Source organism: Curtobacterium sp. VKM Ac-1393, assembly GCF_015350995.1.
In the GTDB taxonomy this organism is placed as follows: Bacteria; Actinomycetota; Actinomycetes; order Actinomycetales; family Microbacteriaceae; genus Curtobacterium.
Window position 1 is genome coordinate 451,827 of sequence record NZ_JADKRW010000003.1, and the last position, 14,550, is coordinate 466,376.

General features: G+C 68.0%; 13 protein-coding genes. 7 read left to right on the forward strand and 6 right to left on the reverse strand.

The window, feature by feature from the left end; all coding sequences use genetic code 11:
* Positions 1–499 precede the first annotated feature (499 nt).
* The 4 genes from nrdF to nrdH form a co-directional block, all read right to left on the reverse strand.
* Complete coding sequence (gene nrdF, locus ITJ59_RS09305; protein ID WP_110892181.1) at positions 500–1,501, reverse strand: class 1b ribonucleoside-diphosphate reductase subunit beta; 1,002 nt, start codon at positions 1,499–1,501, stop codon at positions 500–502.
* 94 nt (positions 1,502–1,595) lie between these two features.
* Positions 1,596–3,701 (reverse strand): class 1b ribonucleoside-diphosphate reductase subunit alpha, encoded by a 2,106-nt coding sequence (nrdE, locus tag ITJ59_RS09310; RefSeq protein ID WP_194650820.1) that lies wholly within the window; start codon positions 3,699–3,701, stop codon positions 1,596–1,598.
* Between the two features lie 17 nt (positions 3,702–3,718).
* The gene (nrdI, locus tag ITJ59_RS09315; RefSeq protein WP_194650821.1) at positions 3,719–4,135 is read right to left on the reverse strand and encodes a class Ib ribonucleoside-diphosphate reductase assembly flavoprotein NrdI; all 417 of its coding nucleotides are present in this window, start codon (positions 4,133–4,135) and stop codon (positions 3,719–3,721) included.
* 111 nt (positions 4,136–4,246) lie between these two features.
* Positions 4,247–4,480 carry a glutaredoxin-like protein NrdH gene (gene nrdH / locus ITJ59_RS09320; protein WP_017886897.1) on the reverse strand — a complete coding sequence of 78 codons (234 nt, stop codon included), beginning with the start codon at positions 4,478–4,480 and terminating at the stop codon, positions 4,247–4,249.
* A 333-nt stretch (positions 4,481–4,813) separates the two neighbouring features.
* On the opposite strand from nrdH, the gene ITJ59_RS09325 reads away from it, so the two are divergent.
* The 3 genes from ITJ59_RS09325 to ITJ59_RS09335 all read left to right on the forward strand — a co-directional run bounded on the left by ITJ59_RS09325 (position 4,814) and on the right by ITJ59_RS09335 (position 7,668).
* Positions 4,814–6,019, forward strand: coding sequence for an MFS transporter (locus tag ITJ59_RS09325; protein WP_194650822.1), 1,206 nt, complete (start codon positions 4,814–4,816; stop codon positions 6,017–6,019).
* Between the two features lie 201 nt (positions 6,020–6,220).
* A complete protein-coding gene (locus ITJ59_RS09330) occupies positions 6,221–7,039 on the forward strand; it encodes an aldo/keto reductase (protein ID WP_194650823.1) in 819 nt (272 codons plus the stop codon).
* A 56-nt stretch (positions 7,040–7,095) separates the two neighbouring features.
* Positions 7,096–7,668 (forward strand): hypothetical protein, encoded by a 573-nt coding sequence (locus ITJ59_RS09335; protein ID WP_194650824.1) that lies wholly within the window; start codon positions 7,096–7,098, stop codon positions 7,666–7,668.
* Here the strand turns inward: ITJ59_RS09335 and ITJ59_RS09340 are convergent.
* Entirely contained in the window at positions 7,665–7,916 is a 252-nt protein-coding gene (locus tag ITJ59_RS09340; protein ID WP_194650825.1) for a hypothetical protein, read from the reverse strand. The genes ITJ59_RS09335 and ITJ59_RS09340 overlap by 4 nt on opposite strands.
* Before the next feature lie 96 nt (positions 7,917–8,012).
* On the opposite strand from ITJ59_RS09340, the gene ITJ59_RS09345 reads away from it, so the two are divergent.
* The 3 genes from ITJ59_RS09345 to ITJ59_RS09355 all read left to right on the forward strand — a co-directional run bounded on the left by ITJ59_RS09345 (position 8,013) and on the right by ITJ59_RS09355 (position 10,568).
* Positions 8,013–8,852: a LysM peptidoglycan-binding domain-containing protein gene (locus ITJ59_RS09345; protein ID WP_194650826.1), complete on the forward strand. Its 840-nt coding sequence runs from the start codon at positions 8,013–8,015 to the stop codon at positions 8,850–8,852.
* A 70-nt stretch (positions 8,853–8,922) separates the two neighbouring features.
* Positions 8,923–9,444 carry a ribonuclease H family protein gene (locus tag ITJ59_RS09350; RefSeq protein ID WP_123294960.1) on the forward strand — a complete coding sequence of 174 codons (522 nt, stop codon included), beginning with the start codon at positions 8,923–8,925 and terminating at the stop codon, positions 9,442–9,444.
* An 86-nt stretch (positions 9,445–9,530) separates the two neighbouring features.
* Complete coding sequence (locus tag ITJ59_RS09355; protein WP_194650827.1) at positions 9,531–10,568, forward strand: NAD-dependent epimerase/dehydratase family protein; 1,038 nt, start codon at positions 9,531–9,533, stop codon at positions 10,566–10,568.
* A 29-nt stretch (positions 10,569–10,597) separates the two neighbouring features.
* Here the strand turns inward: ITJ59_RS09355 and ITJ59_RS09360 are convergent, their stop codons facing one another.
* Entirely contained in the window at positions 10,598–13,204 is a 2,607-nt protein-coding gene (locus ITJ59_RS09360; protein WP_194650828.1) for a DEAD/DEAH box helicase, read from the reverse strand.
* Positions 13,205–13,291: 87 nt separating this feature from the next.
* On the opposite strand from ITJ59_RS09360, the gene ITJ59_RS09365 reads away from it, so the two are divergent.
* The gene (locus ITJ59_RS09365; RefSeq protein WP_194650829.1) at positions 13,292–14,308 is read left to right on the forward strand and encodes an LLM class flavin-dependent oxidoreductase; all 1,017 of its coding nucleotides are present in this window, start codon (positions 13,292–13,294) and stop codon (positions 14,306–14,308) included.
* Positions 14,309–14,550: the final 242 nt, after the last annotated feature.

A 14,550-nucleotide genomic window follows, 5' to 3' on the forward strand; every position in this document is an offset into this window, starting at 1 on the left:
GTCAACGTCGTACGTCCCGCCTGGTAGCCGTACCCGGTCGCGACGCCCGTGTCCTTCAGATCGTCGAGGATGTCCCTGCGCTGGTCACCCGGCAGCTCGTTCCTCACGACCTGCGTCATCTTGCTGTCCGATCCGTAGAGCAACGTCCGAGGTGACGTGCCCGTCGCCCACCCGAAGAGCATCTCACCCTGCCCACTCGTCAGGACGGTCCCGGCGTAGAAGTCCTCCGCCCAGGCGCATCAGATCTGCGGGCGCAGTCAACGTCGCCTGCGGGCGGGCCCCGGATGGCAGCGCCGTCCAATCGCCCCGAGGGGAACTCGGACTCGACCGAGGGTGCATTCGATGGACGACCAGAACACACGGCCCAAGGAGGTCGCCGCCCTCGTCGAGTCCGCGCCGACCACCGCCACCCGCTGACCGGACACGTCAGTGCGGTCCGGCGAACGACGACGCCCCGCCGGCAGAAGCCAGCGGGGCGTCCCCACGAGTCAGACCAGGATCAGAAGTCCCAGTCCTCGTCCTCGGTCTTCTCCGCCTTGCCGATGACATACGACGACCCTGACCCCGAGAAGAAGTCGTGGTTCTCGTCCGCGTTGGGCGACAGGGCCGACAGGATCGCCGGGTTCACGTCCGTCGTCTCCTTGGGGAACATCGGCTCGTAGCCCAGGTTCATCAGCGCCTTGTTGGCGTTGTAGTGCAGGAACTTCTTGACGTCCTCGGTCAGCCCGACCTGGTCGTAGAGGTCCTGCGTGTACTGCACCTCGTTCTCGTAGAGCTCGAACAGCAGGTTGAACGTGTAGTCCTTGATCTCCTGCTTGCGCTCTTCGGAAGCGCCCTCGAGGCCCTTCTGGAACTTGTACCCGATGTAGTACCCGTGGACGGCTTCGTCGCGGATGATCAGGCGGATCAGGTCGGCGGTGTTGGTGAGCTTCGCGCGCGAGGACCAGTACATCGGCAGGTAGAAGCCGGAGTAGAACAGGAACGACTCGAGCAGCGTCGAGGCGACCTTGCGCTTCAGGGGGTCGTCACCGGTGTAGTAGTCAAGGACGATTTGGGCCTTCTTCTGCAGGTTCACGTTCTCGGTGGACCAGCGGAAGGCGTCGTCGATCTCGGGCGTCGAGGCCAGCGTCGAGAAGATCGACGAGTAGCTCTTCGCGTGCACCGATTCCATGAACGCGATGTTCGTGTAGACGGCTTCTTCGTGCGGGGTGATCGCGTCGGGGATCAGGCTGATCGCGCCGACGGTTCCCTGGATGGTGTCGAGCAGCGTCAGGCCGGTGAAGACCCGCATGGTGAGCTGCTGTTCCGCCGGCGTCAGCGTGTTCCACGACTGCACGTCGTTCGACAGCGGCACCTTCTCGGGCAGCCAGAAGTTGTTGACCAGCCGGTTCCAGACCTCGACGTCCTTGTCGTCCTGAATGCGGTTCCAGTTGATGGCACTGACCGCACTGATCAGCGGGATGGACTTGCCCGTGGCGTGGACCGGGTCGGTGAGGGTCATGGGATTGTCTTCCGGATTCGAGATGGTGATCTGATGACGGGCTGGAGGCGCGGGGCGGGGCCCGCCCCGCGCCTCCAGGAAGAGAGCAGCAGCTCTACAGCATGCAGCTGACGCAGCCCTCGACCTCGGTGCCCTCGAGGGCGAGCTGGCGCAGACGGATGTAGTAGATCGTCTTGATGCCCTTGCGCCATGCGTAGATCTGGGCCTTGTTGATGTCACGCGTGGTGGCGGTGTCCTTGAAGAACAGCGTCAGGGACAGGCCCTGGTCCACGTGCTGCGTCGCCGCGGCGTACGTGTCGATGATCTTCTCGGCACCGATCTCGTACGCGTCCTGGTAGTAGTCCAGGTTGTCGTTCGTCATGAACGGCGCCGGGTAGTAGACGCGGCCGAGCTTGCCTTCCTTGCGGATCTCGATCTTCGACGCGATCGGGTGGATCGACGACGTCGAGTGGTTGATGTACGAGATCGAACCGGTCGGCGGGACGGCCTGCAGGTTCTGGTTGTAGATGCCGTGCTCCTGAACGGACGCCTTCAGCGCCTTCCAGTCGTCCTGGGTCGGGATCGTGATGTTCGCGTTGTCGAAGAGCGAGGCGACACGAGCGGTCGCGGGGGTCCACGCCTGGTCGGTGTACTTGTCGAAGAACTCACCCGACGCGTACTTCGAGTCGCGGAACCCGTCGAAGGTCTCGCCGGTCTCGATGGCGATGTTGTTCGAGGCGCGCAGGGCGTGGAACAGCACCGTGTAGAAGTAGATGTTCGTGAAGTCGATGCCCTCTTCGGAGCCGTAGTAGACGCGCTCACGAGCCAGGTAACCGTGCAGGTTCATCTGGCCGAGGCCGATGGCGTGCGACTTGTCGTTGCCGTCCTCGACGGAACGCACCGAGGCGATGTGCGACATCTGCGACACGGACGTCAGGCCACGGATGGCGGTCTCGATGGTCTTGCCGAAGTCCGGCGAGTCCATCGTCAGCGCGATGTTCAGCGAGCCGAGGTTGCAGGAGATGTCCTTGCCGATCTCCTTGTAGGACAGGTCCTCGTTGAAGGTCGTCGGGGTGTTGACCTGCAGGATCTCCGAGCACAGGTTGGACATGTTGATCCGACCCTTGATCGGGTTGGCCTTGTTCACCGTGTCCTCGAACACGATGTACGGGTAACCCGACTCGAACTGGATCTCGGCGATGGTCGTGAAGAAGTCACGCGCCTTGATCTTCGTCTTCTTGATGCGCGAGTCGTCGACCATCGCGCGGTAGTTCTCGGAGATCGGGACGTCGCCGAAGGGGACGCCGTAGACCTTCTCGACGTCGTACGGCGAGAACAGGTACATGTCCTCGTTGTTCTTCGCGAGTTCGAACGTGATGTCCGGTACTACGACGCCGAGGGACAGCGTCTTGATGCGGATCTTCTCGTCGGCGTTCTCGCGCTTGGTGTCGAGGAACTTCATGATGTCCGGGTGGTGGGCGCTGAGGTAGACCGCGCCGGCACCCTGACGCGCACCGAGCTGGTTCGCGTACGAGAAGGAGTCTTCCAGCAGCTTCATCACGGGGATGATGCCCGAGGACTGGTTCTCGATCTGCTTGATCGGGGCGCCGGCCTCGCGGATGTTGGAGAGCAGCAGGGCCACGCCGCCGCCGCGCTTCGAGAGCTGCAGCGACGAGTTGATCCCGCGCGAGATCGACTCCATGTTGTCTTCGATGCGCAGCAGGAAGCAGGAGACGAGTTCGCCGCGCTGGGCCTTCGCCGTGTTGAGGAACGTCGGGGTGGCGGGCTGGAAGCGGCCGGCGACGATCTCCTCGACGAGGTCGATCGCGAGCTGCTCGTTGCCCTGTGCCAGGCCGAGGGCGGTCATGACGACGCGGTCCTCGAAGCGCTCGAGGTAGCGCTTGCCGTCGAAGGTCTTGAGCGTGTAGCTCGTGTAGTACTTGAACGCGCCGAGGAACGTCTGGAACCGGAACTTCTTCGAGTACGCCAGGTCGTTCAGCTGCTGGATGAAGTCCAGCGAGTACATGTCGATCGTGGCTTGTTCGTAGTACTCGTTCTCGACCAGGTAGTCGAGCCGCTCCTTCAGGTTGTGGAAGAAGACGGTGTTCTGGTTGACGTGCTGCAGGAAGAACTGCTTGGCGGCCTCACGATCCTTGTCGAACTGGATGTTCCCGTCCGCGTCGTAGAGGTTGAGCATCGCGTTGAGGGAGTGGTAGTCCATCCCCGTCTGCGGCGACGTCAGATCGACGTCTGCAACTGCTGCGTCCAAAATGCATCCAATCCTGTGTTGACCGCCGACACGTCGTCAGGGGTCCCGAAGAGTTCAAACCTGTACAGAAGGGGGACGTTGCACTTCCGCGCGATGACGTCCCCTGCGAGGCCGTACGCCTCGCCGAAGTTCGTGTTGCCACCCACCACCACGCCGCGGATGAGCGAACGGTTGTGGGCGTCGTTGAGGAACCTGATGACCTGCTTGGGGACTGCCCCGTCGCCGTTGCCGCCACCGTAGGTGGGCAGGACCAGGACGTAGGGCTCGTCGACGTGCAGGAACGGTTCGCTCGGGTAGAGCGGGATCCGGTCCGCGTCGCGGCCGAGCTTCTCGACGAAGCGCGCGGTGTACCCGGACACGCTCGAGAAGTAGACCAATCGGCTCATGGTGCGCTCCTGTGGTGAAGGTGCGGAACAGGCGGACCGGGGGTGTCCTGTGGGCGGTGATCCGGGCCTCCTGAGCGGGTCCGGGGTGACCGTCCACAGGACGGGAGACGACTACGCCAGTTCGGCGCTGAGCGTCGCGATCTTGTCGGGGCGGAAGCCCGACCAGTGGTCGTCGTCCGTGACGACGACGGGGGCCTGCATGTAGCCCAGGCTCTTGACGTGCTCGAGGGCTGCCTCGTCGGTCGAGACGTCGTGCACTTCGTACTCGATGCCCTTGTTGTCGAGGGCCCGGTACGTCGCGGTGCACTGGACGCAGGACGGCTTGGTGTAGACGGTGACGGCCATGTTCTCCCCTGGTTTCTGGGCCTGATTCCAGGTCCGAAGTTCGTGTGCGGTGCTGAGGACGACGCTACTACATGTTGTGCCCGGCGGACCCGTCGACCACAAGAGAAAGTGTTACACGCCTGTAGTTTCCACAACCCGATCCACAGACTGTGGATTCCCGGAGGCCCGGTTTTCCGCCACTCTCGCACCCACCACCGACACTCTCCACAAGCTGTGGACGGAAGTTCTCGACACCTCCCGTCGGCGTGTCTGAGAACGGTGTCGACGAGGACCTCCTCCACACCTCCCCCGGACGGGTGACACCCCGATCCGTCCGGTCCGTACACTCGTCTCGTGAGCACGTACGGCCCCCTCCTGAAGACCCCCGGCGTGGGTCGTGTCATCGCCGCACAGCTCACCGCGCGCTTCCCGTTCGGCATGCTGTCGCTGGCCTACCTGCTGCACGTCGAGCACGTCTTCGACTCGTACGGCGCCGCGGGCCTGGTCCTCGCGACGACGAGTGTCGGGCAGGCGCTGGCGGGCCCGCTCACCAGCCGCTGGATGGGCAGCTGGGGCATGCGCCCCGTCCTCATCCTGACGAGCATCGTCGCGCTCGTCAGCATGGCGGTCATCGCGTTCTTCACCATGCCGCTCTGGGGCTACGTGGTGGTCGGGTTCCTCGGCGGCCTCGCGGTCCCGCCCGTGCAGCCCGCGGTGCGCACCATCTACCCGAAGATGGTGACCTCGTCGCAGCTCACCCCCCTGTTCTCGCTCGACGCCAGCGCCCAAGAACTGATCTGGGTCGCCGGCCCGGTCATCACCACCTTCGTCGCCACCCAGGTCGGCACGGTCGAGGCGATCGTCGTCGCGATGGTGTTCCTGGTGGTCGGCGGCACGTGGTTCATCGCCTCCCCCGAGCTCGGCCGCGTCCGGATCCCCCGCTCGAAGCGCGCGTTCGGTGTGGTGCTGAAGCGGCCGTCGGTCGTCGTCGCCACCCTGACCGGGCTGCTGCTCATCGGGGCGTGCGCCGCGGTCGAGGCCAGCGTCACCAGCGTCTTCGGCGAGGGCAGCCCGAACGCCGGCATCGTCCTGGCCGTCTTCGCGGTCGGGTCCCTGTTCGGCGGCCTGGCCTTCGGCCACCGCCCGATCTCCCCCAACACCCTGTGGACGCGCATGGCGATCGTCTTCGTCGGTCTCGCGCTCGCGCTGGGCGGCACGAACTTCTGGTGGCTCTGCATCGCCCTCGTCATCGCGGGCATCGGCATCGCGCCGGCCCTCGCGGTGATGTTCGGCTCGGTCTCCGCCACCGTCAAGTTCTCCGACACCGCCGAGGCCTACGGCTGGATGGGCACCGGCCAGCTCATCGGTGCTGCCGGCGGTTCCGCCGTCGCCGGCTTCCTGATCGACAGCAGCGGACCCGTCGGCGGCTTCACGGTCGGCGCGGTCATGGCCGGGGTGGGCGTCGTCGTCGCACTCGGAGCCAAGCGCTGGCTGCCCGACCTGCGCGGCCGTGACGCCAGCCCCATCCCCGACACCGAGCCGGTGGTCCTGCCGACCTGACCGGACGGCGCGAGCGGCGCGCTTTCGGCGTACCTGGTCGAATCGGGCGTACCTGGTCGGAAGTTCTGACCAGGTACGCCCGTTTGCGTTTGCGATCGCGGCCGGCATGGGAAGGAAGGTGCCTCCGGCAGACGGCTCGCGTTCTCCACAGATGGCCGGGAGGCCCGGCGCGTGCCCGCCACGCACCGGCAGGATGGGTGCATGGTCAGTTCAGTTCCCCTCCGTGACGGCGCCGCAATCCCCGCGATCGGGTTCGGCGTCTACAAGGTCGACGACACCGAGGCCGAGACGGCGGTCGGCCTCGCGCTCGACGCCGGCTACCGGCACGTCGACACCGCCGAGATGTACGGCAACGAGACCGGCGTCGGCAAGGCGATCCGGGCCTCCAGGCTGGACCGTGACGACGTCTTCGTGACGACCAAGGTGTGGAACGACCACCAGGGGCGCGACGCGACCCTGCGGGCGTTCGACGGCAGCCTCGAGCGACTGGGGCTCGACGCGGTCGACCTGTACCTGATCCACTGGCCGGCAGCGGCGAACGACCGCTACGTCGACACGTGGCGCGCGCTCGTCGAACTGCGCGACTCCGGGCGGGCACGGAGCATCGGGGTCTCGAACTTCCAGGTGCCACACCTGCAGCGACTCATCGACGAGACGGGCGAGGTCCCGGCGCTGAACCAGGTCGAACGACACCCGTGGCTCCCCCAGCACGAGCTCATGGCGTTCCACCAGCAGCACGACATCGTCACCGGAGCGTGGTCGCCGCTCGGGCGCGGTCGGCTGATCGAGGAACCGGTCCTCACGGGCATCGCAGACGCCCACGGGGTGAGTGTGGCGCAGGTGCTCGTCCGGTGGAACGTGCAGCAGGGGGTCGTGGTGCTGCCGAAGTCGGTGACGCCGTCGCGGATCCGGTCGAACCTCGACGTCGACGGCTTCGTGCTCAGCGACGACGAGCTCGCGGCGATCGCGACGCTCGAGTCCGGGCAGCGGACGGGCTCGCACCCCGACTCGGTGTCGTAGCCGGGCGGGGTACGCACTCTTCAGCCACGGCGAGCGTCGGACCGTACTGTCGAGGGGTGATCGATCCTCAGCAGACCGCCCGCGAACAGCTCCGACCCGACGAGCACCTGTACTGGGCCGGAACGAGCGACCCGGCGAAGCTGTTCACTGCTCGCGACGGGTTCCTCGTCCCGTTCAGCATCCTCTGGTGCGGCTTCGCCGTGTTCTGGACGATCACGGCGACTCGGGGCGGAGCGCCGTTCTTCTTCCCGCTGTTCGGGTCGGTGTTCGTGCTGATGGGACTGCACCTCGTGTTCGGCCGGTTCATCGTCAAGCGGCACCGGAAGCGGACGACGGTGTACGCCGTGACGTCCCGTCGCGCGCTGATCATCACGCCCCGAGGCTCTCGAGAGGTCCCCGTCGGACGCGCCGATCGCACCGTCACCTGGAGCGGCGGCAGGCGACACTGCACAGTGGAGTGGAACACCGGCGACCCGAGTGGAACGGCGGCGTTCTTCGCCGGCGGAGCGACCGCCAGGATCTACGCGAACACCGGACTCGACGGGCTGTTCGGTCCGCAGGTGTTCGCCTTCTGGGACGTCACCGACGGCGAGGAACTCGTGCGCGAACTCGACCGGGTGGCGAGCTAACCCCGGCGGTCCTCTTCCGACTGCCACGGCAGGTGCAGGTCTCCCGGCGCGGGTTCGACGTCGCCGGCGTCGTCCGCGCCACCCGTGCCCGGAGCCGCGATCACCTTCGAAGGATCGATGCCGTCCGCCTCGAGCTCGGCGTCGCTGCGCTGGTTCGCCTGCGACGCCTCGGTCTCCCGCTCACTCGAGGGGCTGTAGGCGGTGTCGGTCGAGTCGGGATCCGGGGTCTCCGGAATGGTGTCGCTCATGCCCCGGACGGTAGTCCGTGTGCCCCGAGTACCAGTTCGGTCACGACGGTCGATCGTGCCCGACCCCGGCGATACGCTCGCTGCCGTGGGGGAACGATGACACGGAGGCGAACCGCGGCGAGCGCGGCCATCGGCACGGCGCTGGTGGCGCTGTTGCTGACGGGGTGCACGGCGTTCGGCGGGGACGACCCACTGCCGAAGCCGACCAGGCAGGCGGCCGAACGGAACGACGAGCCCCTTCCCGACCCGACGCTCACGACCGAACAGATCGGCGGCGACGCGGACGAGGTCGAGCAGGTCCTGCCCACCGGCACGGTCGCGGCGGAGACCGACGTCACTTCTCCGAGCGGTGACACGAGCATCCACGTCCGGATCGTCGCGAACGACCAGGGGACCTTCGACGCACAGTTGTCCGGCTACCGCACGACCAACCCGCAGCCGATGAGCCTGCAGTTCCGGCACCGGACCGCCAGCCCGCTCGACGGCGACGACAGCTCGGTGCGCGACACGGTCGAGTGGGATGCCGGCGCCGGCCCACCGACCTCGTTCACGATGGGCCAGTCAGGCCCGCTCCCCGACTACTTGCGCAGTGTCGTGCTCGTCCCCGCCTCGGTCGAGGACGAAGACCCGTCGAAACGCCCGTGGGTCGGATCGGTGCTGGCCGTCGGTGCTCTGGACTGGAAGATCCCGAACCCGTACCCGGACATGCGCATCACCGTGGGCAAGGACCGGCCGGGGGCGTACGGCATCGTCACGGACGCTGACGGTCGTCCGGCGGACTACCTGGTGGCGCACGGCGACGAGCTGACCACGGTCGCGCAGCGGTTCGGCATCACGCCAGCCGAGGTGCAGTGGCTCAACCCGTACATGGAGACGCGCGCCGACGACTGGTTGCTCGAGGGCAGCACGCTGAACCTCGATCCCGCTCGCCGCTGACGTCGGTGCGGACGCCGCTCGACCGTCCGTTACGCTCGACGGGCACCAGCCCCGACCAGGAGGTCCCCTCGTGACGATCGTCGCCGCAGCAGACGGCTCAGCCCTCGGCAACCCCGGCCCCGCCGGCTGGGCCTGGTACGTCGACGACGACCGTTGGGCAGCCGGTGGATGGCCCCGAGCGACGAACAACATCGGCGAGCTGACCGCCGTCCTGCAGCTCCTCCGTGCCACGAAGGACTCCGGCGAACCGCTGCACATCCTCTGCGACAGCCAGTACGCCATCAAGGCCTGCACCGAGTGGCTCGCCGGGTGGAAGCGGAAGAACTGGCGCAAGGCCGACGGCAAGCCGGTCATGAACGTCGAGATCATCAAGGAGCTCGACGCCGAGCTGCAGGGCCGCAAGGTGACGTTCGAGTGGGTCCGCGGGCACGTCGGCCACGAGATGAACGAGGCAGCAGACGTCCGCGCCCGTGGTGCGGCCACCGCCTACCAGAACCACACCGACGTGCCGCACGGTCCGGGCTGGCCCGGCGTCGAGGTCACCGAGCCGTCCGCACTGCCCGAGGCGACCCCGCCGGCCACGCTCTTCTGACCGACGAGCTCGGTCAGCCTGGGTCTCGGAGACCCAGGAACACCGAGGCACTGGTCCGCATCCGACCCCGAGACGATGCTGGGCGCATGGAGAACACCGAACACGTCCTGGTCACCGGCGGCTCCGGCTTCATCGCCGGCCACCTGATCCTGCAGCTGCTCGACGCCGGGCACCGCGTCCGCACCACGATCCGGTCCCTCGACCGGGAACCCGCGGTCCGTGCGGTCCTCGCCGAAGCCGGCCTGACCGCCGACGACCGGCTCGAGTTCGTCGCCGCTGACCTGACGTCCGATGACGGATGGGCTCAGGCGGTCGCGGACATCGACGTCGTGCACCACGTCGCCTCGCCGGTGATGCCCGGCCACGTCGAGGACGAGGACACCGTGATCCGTCCGGCGGTGGAGGGGACGCTGCGGGTGCTGCGCGCCGCACACACGGCCGGAGTCGATCGCGTCGTGCTGACCTCGGCCTTCCACGCGGTCAGCTGGGGCCACCCGCACTCCGACCACGTGTTCACCGAGGCCGACTGGACAGTGCTCGACGGGCCCGGGGTCGATGCCTACGGCACGAGCAAGACCCTTGCCGAGCGGGCTGCGTGGGACTTCGTCGCGTCCGAGCCCGGTGCGCCGGAGCTCGTCACGACGCTGCCGGTCGCGGTGATGGGTCCGGCGATGGGGCACGCGGTGTCCGGTGCGAACCACATCCTGCAGTCCATGCTCTCCGGGGCGATGCCCGCGACGCCGCGGCTGTTCATCCCCATCGTCGACGTGCGTGACGTCGCGGCCGCCCACGTCACCGCGACGACCGCCCCGGATGCAGCGGGCAAGCGGTTCCTGCTGTCGAACGGCCCGGCGCTCGAGATGTCAGAGATCGCCGCGACCCTGCGCGAACACCTCGGTGACGACGCCCGGGCGGTCCCGACGCAGACGCTGCCCGACGACGTCGTGCGGACCACGGCCGAGACACAGCCGCAGTTCCGCGCGATGGTGCCCGACCTCGGCTACGCCAAGCGCACCTCGAACGAGCGAGCCCGCACCGTGCTCGGCTGGGCGCCTCGTGATCCGCACCAGGCGATCGTGGCGGCGGCCCGGAGCCTGGTGGCGAAGGGCCTCGTCCGCCCCTGACCACGAGGGTCAGACCCGCCCCGCCGGCATCAGTCCACGTCCACGTCGGCCCACCCGTCGAACCGACCGATCTCGGTGACCCGGACCACGGCCTCGCCAGCTTCGTCCGAGGCATCGAGGTCGATCGTTGCCGAGAACCCGAAGTCCTTGTCGCCCGACGGGTCCGCGAAGATCTGCCGTGCACGCCACACACGAGCCGGGCCCGACGAACCGGCACCAGCACCGGCCCCTGTCGCCCCCGCCTGGTCGAGCACCAGGTACGACATCGACCGTGCCTCGGCATCGGTGCCGATGGTGTCGTGCTCGTCGTAGTACTCCTCGAGCACCGCGTCCCACGCGTCGCCGTCGAACCCGGCTGCTGCGTCGAGCGCGCCGAGGCCGTCGACGTCGTCCCGTGCGGCGAGCAGCACCCGCTGGAAGAGCGCGTTCCGCACGAGCACGGTGAAGGCCCGCACGTTGCCGGTGAGCCGTGCGGGCTGCGGCGGCGCGATCTCCTGCTCTTCGGCGAGGGCCAGCAGCACATCGCCGTTGAGCAGCGCTTCCCATTCGTCGACGAGCGAGGAGTCGGTCTGCCGGACGACCTCGCCGAGCCACTCGATCAGGTCGTCGAGCTCCTGGTTCCGCTGTTCCTCGGTGATGGTCTGCCGCATGGTGCGGTAGGCGTCGGACAGGTACCGCAGCACGAGCCCCTCGGAGCGGGTGAGCTGGTAGAACCGCACGAAGTCGCCGAAGGTCATCGCGCGTTCGTACATGTCGCGGACGACGGCCTTCGGGGACAGCTGGAAGTCGAGGACCCAGGGCTGTTCAGCCGCGTACGCCTCGTACGCCGCGGTCAGCAGCTCGTCGAGGGGCTTGGGCCAGGTGACCTCCTCGAGCAGCTCCATCCGCTCCTCGTACTCGATGCCCTCGCGCTTCATGCGGGCGACCTCTTCGCCGCGCTCCTTGAACTGCTGCTGCGACAGGATCGCCCGCGGGTCGTCCAGTGTCGCCTCGACGATCGAGACCATGTCCAGCGCATAGGTGGGAGAGGAAGGGTCGAGCAGCTCGAACGCGGCGAGCGCGAACGGCGACAACGGCTGGTTGAGGGCGAAGTTCGACTGCAGGTCGACGGTGAGCCGGTACGTGACCGGAGGCCCCGGCACCCGCTCGATGACCTGCGCGTTGATGAGCGTGCGGGCGATGACGAGCGCGCGCCGGGCCATCGCGAGCTGCCGCGCACGGGGTTCGTGGTTGTCGAACACCAGCGACCGGACCTCGTCGAACGCGGAACCCCCGCGAGCCACCACCGACAGCACCATCGCGTGCGTGATCCGCATCCGCGACACCATCGGCTCCGGTTCGGCGCCGATGAGCCGGTCGAACGACGCCTGCCCCCAGGACACGAACCCCTCCGGTGCCTTCTTCCGCTTGATCTTGCTCTTCTTCTTCTGGTCGTCCCCGGCCTTCGCGACCGCGCGGGCGTTCTCGATGTCGTGCTCGGGGGCCTCGGCGACGACGTCACCCTCGGTGTCGTACCCGGCGCGTCCGGCACGGCCGGCGATCTGGTGGAACTCGCGCGCGGACAGCTGCCGCATCTTGGTGCCGTCGAACTTGGTCAGCCCGGTGAACAGCACGGACCGGATCGGCACGTTGATGCCGACGCCCAGGGTGTCGGTGCCGCAGATGACCGGCAGCAGTCCGCGCTGTGCGAGCTGCTCCACGAGCCGTCGGTACTTCGGCAGCATGCCGGCGTGGTGCACGCCGATGCCGGCGCGGATCAGGCGGGACAGGGTCTGTCCGAAGCCGGCGCTGAAGCGGAAGCCCGCGATCGCCGAGGCGATCTCGTCCCGGCGTTCACGTGAGGCGACCTTCGCCGACATCAGCGACTGCGCCCGTTCGAGCGCAGCCGCCTGGGCGAAGTGCACGATGTAGATCGGCGCCTTGCCCTCCTCCAGCAGCCGCTCGACGGTCTCCTGCACGGGCGTCATCACGTACTCGTACTCGAGCGGCACCGGTCGGCTGACCCCGGTCACGCGGGCGGTGGGCCGGCCGGTCCGGCGCGACAGGTCGTCGGCGATGGTGGTGACGTCGCCGAGGGTGGCCGACATCAGCAGGAACTGCGCGCGCTCGAGCACGAGCAGCGGCACCTGCCACGCCCAGCCGCGGTCCGGGTCGCCGTAGAAGTGGAACTCGTCCATCACGACGACGTCGACGTCGGCGTCGGGGCCTTCGCGCAGCGCGAGGTTCGCCAGGATCTCGGCGGTGCAGCAGACGATGGGGGCGTCGCCGTTGACGCTCGAGTCACCGGTGACCATGCCGACGTTCTGCGCGCCGAACAGCTCGACCAGCTGGAAGAACTTCTCAGAGACGAGCGCCTTGATGGGTGCCGTGTAGTAGCTCCGCTTGCCCTCGGCGAGCGCCGCGAAGTGGGCGCCGGCCGCGACGAGCGACTTACCGGTGCCCGTCGGGGTGCTCAGCACGACGTTCGCGCCGGAGACGAGCTCGATGACCGCTTCGTCCTGCGCCGGGTACAGCGGTCGGCCGCCCTCGGCCGCCCAGTCGGCGAACGCTTCGTAGACGGCGTCCGGGTCGACCGCGCCGTCCACCGCCGCCGGGATCGCGGCGACGAGCGGGGGCAGGGCGGTGACGTCGGTCATGGCCCCATCCTCCCAGGCTGCGGTGACGAGATGGTCGGCTGCGTCGACCGGGAGGCCCGGCTCCATACACGCGCATAGACTCGCGTCATGCGCGAACTCGGCTTCCTCACCTTCGTCCCGAACCACGGCGGCACGGAGGGTGCAGCGAGCGCCCTCGAGGACGGCCTCCGACTGTTCCAGGCGGCCGAGACCCTCGGCTACGGCACGGGCTGGGTCCGGGGCCGCCACTTCGAGCCGTTCCTGACGAGCCCGATGACGTTCTTCGCAGCCGCCGCGCAGCGCACCAGCACCATCGCGTTCGGCACCGCCGTGCTCGGCATGCGCTACGAGGACCCGGTGCGCCTCGCCGAGGACGCCAGCACCGTCGACCTGCTCAGCGGCGGGCGTGTGCAGCTCGGCATCAGCACGGGCATCGCCGGGTACGGCCCGATCCTCGACCCGGTGTTCGGCGCCGTCGACCGCTCGTTCCGCGACGAGGCCGAGGCCCGCGCCTCCCGCCTGCTCGAGGTACTGCAGGGCGAGCCCCTCGGCAGTGCCGGCAAGGGCTACGAGAGCATCCCGGCTGGCGCGGACCTGACCCTGCAGCCCCTGAGCCCCGGCCTGCGCGACCGTGTCTGGTGGGGCGGCGGCAGCATGGGCACCGCGGTCCGTACGGCCGAGAAGGGCCTGTTGCTGCACTGCTCGACCCTGAACACCGAGGACACCGGCGCCCCGTTCGCCCAGGCGCAGGCCGACCAGATCACGGCCTACCGCGAGCGGTTCACCGAGCTCCACGGTGCGTCCGGTCGCACCTCCAAGGTCGCCGTCGGCCGCATCGTCGTCCCGTTGCTCGACGACCACGACCGAGCGGTGCACGACGAGTTCCTGACCGGGTACGCCGCCGGCATGGACGACGAGGGCCGGCCCCTCTCCGGTCCGCCGTTCCGGTTCAGCAAAGTCGTGTCCGGCGAACCAGCGGCCATCGTGGACGCGCTGCTCGCCGACCCCGCCGTCACCGCGACCGACGAACTCGTGATCACCCTGCCGGCGAACGGCGACGCGGCAGCCCACGAGCGGATCCTGCGCATCGTGGCTGAAGAGATCGCCCCGGCACTCCGCGCGTAGCCGAGAACAGGACATCCGGCGGGGCTGCGATCGAGTCGGTGAGTCTCGAGAGCCCTGCCGGATGACCATCTCGTCCCTGATCCGCACGAGATGGTGGGTCCATCGTTCCACCTACTGAGCGGTTTGTCACACCCGATCGGCCCGTTCGCACCAGAAAGTTGATCATCCTTCATTCGTTTTGCCCGGATCGCAGGAAGTCCGTCAACCGGTTGGTCGAAGCCCTTCCGGGCCGGAAGCAGTCG

Excerpts from the sequence above, each read along its gene's own strand:
- nrdF (WP_110892181.1), bottom strand. The coding sequence starts at position 1,501 with ATGACCCTCACCGACCCGGTCCACGCCACGGGCAAGTCCATCCCGCTG.
- nrdE (WP_194650820.1), bottom strand. The coding sequence starts at position 3,701 with ATGGACTACCACTCCCTCAACGCGATGCTCAACCTCTACGACGCGGAC.
- nrdI (WP_194650821.1), bottom strand. The coding sequence starts at position 4,135 with ATGAGCCGATTGGTCTACTTCTCGAGCGTGTCCGGGTACACCGCGCGC.
- nrdH (WP_017886897.1), bottom strand. The coding sequence starts at position 4,480 with ATGGCCGTCACCGTCTACACCAAGCCGTCCTGCGTCCAGTGCACCGCG.
- ITJ59_RS09330 (WP_194650823.1), top strand. The coding sequence starts at position 6,221 with ATGGTCAGTTCAGTTCCCCTCCGTGACGGCGCCGCAATCCCCGCGATC.
- ITJ59_RS09340 (WP_194650825.1), bottom strand. The coding sequence starts at position 7,916 with ATGAGCGACACCATTCCGGAGACCCCGGATCCCGACTCGACCGACACC.
- ITJ59_RS09345 (WP_194650826.1), top strand. The coding sequence starts at position 8,013 with ATGACACGGAGGCGAACCGCGGCGAGCGCGGCCATCGGCACGGCGCTG.
- ITJ59_RS09355 (WP_194650827.1), top strand. The coding sequence starts at position 9,531 with ATGGAGAACACCGAACACGTCCTGGTCACCGGCGGCTCCGGCTTCATC.
- ITJ59_RS09360 (WP_194650828.1), bottom strand. The coding sequence starts at position 13,204 with ATGACCGACGTCACCGCCCTGCCCCCGCTCGTCGCCGCGATCCCGGCG.
- ITJ59_RS09365 (WP_194650829.1), top strand. The coding sequence starts at position 13,292 with ATGCGCGAACTCGGCTTCCTCACCTTCGTCCCGAACCACGGCGGCACG.